The organism is Pseudomonas sp. 05N434, from assembly GCF_056396965.1.
In genome coordinates this window covers 1-1939 of the sequence record NZ_JBFTMK010000745.1, presented here as the reverse complement: position 1 = coordinate 1939, position 1939 = coordinate 1, and the positions used below count along the sequence as shown (strand labels likewise).

The window sequence follows — 1939 nt, the reverse complement described above, 5'->3', positions numbered from 1 at the left end:
CTTTTCGTCAAAATCCAGGAGCTGGATCCGCCGGCAGCTGGCGTGACCATGGTGACTGATGCTTCTGCAAAGTACCTGCTGGTAAATCGCAAAACGGGCGAAACCTTGCTCGAAGAAACGATCATCACCCAGGGCATCGTCCCTCCAGGCTACGCCTTCGCGGGTGTCGTCCGCCTCAAGGAATCAGTCAATCGCGCCGTACAGAACAATATTCGAGACTTCCTGGCGAAACTGGAAGCTCAGAAGTTGAACTAGGCGTAAAGACAAGGTAATCGCCTTGGAAGGACGTGCTCGGTGAAACGCTGTATGACTTCGTGAGGCTACAACATCCAACGCCATTGCCTACGCCCGCTACAGAATCGGCCGGCTGTTTCGCCAGGCGGTCGCCGGTATCTTGTCTCCCGTCACCGCCCGCAGTGACCGGGCGGAGTAGCACGACTCCATTACCTGCGTACAGTTGTCATCTTTTTTCAACCCTGCACGGCTCCATTCAAAAGGACCGACGCAGCGCTCAGCGTCATATCCATCCGCCGGTGACCGATCAGGCATTCTCCTACCAAATCCTTGATTCAAAAAAACCGCGCCGTCGCGCGCGCCCTGCATGACTTTAAGCGGGCGACAGGTGCGGCCGTGCCGCAACACAACCCTAAAATTGTCAGACGCTTCCTCGTTTTTTGAAAGCGCTCACACGTTTAACGATGCGTGTTTAAAGACACCCGCTGTTACGTCCTAACGGCTACAACGCCTTGCGTCGTTGCCTACGCGTGCGCCAGAATCCGCTGGCTTGTGCGGCTGTGGGGCGGGCTATATCGTTTCCCTGTCACTGAAAAACAGTGATCGGGTTTGGTAGCCCGCTTCGAAACAGTCGCATTGCGACACCTATGCAGTCTCTTTTTTTTTGGGACTCGGCTTTATATGGTGGGCATGCGTGGGGCTCCTTCGTGAGCGCCGGGTTTCCCGTTTCGACCGGTCTACCAACCCACGTATGGCCGCCACCCTTCGTTTGGTAGCGAGGGTGATGGCTCCCCAATATTCGAAACCGGAGTTCCATCTATGTTCAAAGTGACACCTAACCCACCGGGACCTGACACCGATCCGGCATCCCCGTACGAATCCGACGATTCAAAAAAATTTCACGAAGCCGCCGAACGCGCTCTCAATTTCTACCTCAACCCGGCGGCGATCATGAACAACACCCCACGCAAACCCAGCACCATGTACATGGTTGCGCCGGATGTTGGCCATGAAGCCTTGCTGGTTCAAACGTGCGAGAACCTGGCGTCGGCCAGTGTCATGGCCAGCGACATCGCTGCATTGGTGGAGGGCACCCACCGCAATACCCTGCTGGCGCTTCAGCAGGTCATCATGCTGGCGGAACTGGCGGTGAATCGAATGCTGGATAACTTCGTTCCACCCAAGTAATCACTCAGCCCTTTACCGAGAGGCTTGCCCCTCGGTAAAGGGCTTTGATAGTTACAATGCGAAGGGCGCGCATCCAACTTCACCCTCAAATCCCCCTTCAAAAACGCCAGCGGTGACATGGTCACCAAACGGCCGATCACGCGCTGGGGCTGCTCCGCAGCCCAACGGGAGCAAGCTCCCTCGCCACAAAAGCATTTCCTTTTGGCCACTCTCGCAAATCATCTGCACTGAATCCCGCCCACAAAAAAGCCCACTGACCGTCACCGATCCAGTGGGCTTTCCGATTACGCTTCTACTTACAAAGCCATATCCGTCGCAGCATTAGCCTTCGGCGCCTTAGCCGGAGCAGCCGGAGCAGCAGCCGGRGCCGCCACCTGACCAATCACCGGCGGCGGAGTCAGCTCCAGCACCTTGGCGGTGTAAGCCCACTCTTGAGCCACTTTCTCAGGGCTGTTGTTCAGCTGAGTGCCGTAGCTAGGCACGATCTGGTGCAGTTTTTCCTGCCAGGCTGGGGTGG

At 56.7% G+C, this 1939-nt stretch carries 1 protein-coding gene and 2 pseudogenes; 2 read left to right on the top strand and 1 reads right to left on the bottom strand.

Going from position 1 to position 1939, the window contains the following annotated elements:
• Together AC1DLB_RS28865 and AC1DLB_RS28860 are read left to right on the top strand one after the other, a co-directional pair.
• A pseudogene (locus AC1DLB_RS28865) lies at positions 1 to 255 on the top strand (UDP-N-acetylglucosamine acyltransferase); the annotation flags it as partial.
• Between the two features lie 798 nt (positions 256 to 1053).
• Positions 1054 to 1422, top strand: a complete 369-nt coding sequence (locus tag AC1DLB_RS28860) for a DUF6124 family protein (RefSeq protein WP_028940413.1) — start codon at positions 1054 to 1056, stop codon at positions 1420 to 1422.
• Positions 1423 to 1718: 296 nt separating this feature from the next.
• On the opposite strand, the pseudogene AC1DLB_RS28855 reads toward AC1DLB_RS28860, so the two are convergent.
• A pseudogene (locus AC1DLB_RS28855) lies at positions 1719 to 1939 on the bottom strand (malate:quinone oxidoreductase); the annotation flags it as partial.

Excerpts from the sequence above, each read along its gene's own strand:
- AC1DLB_RS28860 (WP_028940413.1), top strand. The coding sequence starts at position 1,054 with ATGTTCAAAGTGACACCTAACCCACCGGGACCTGACACCGATCCGGCA.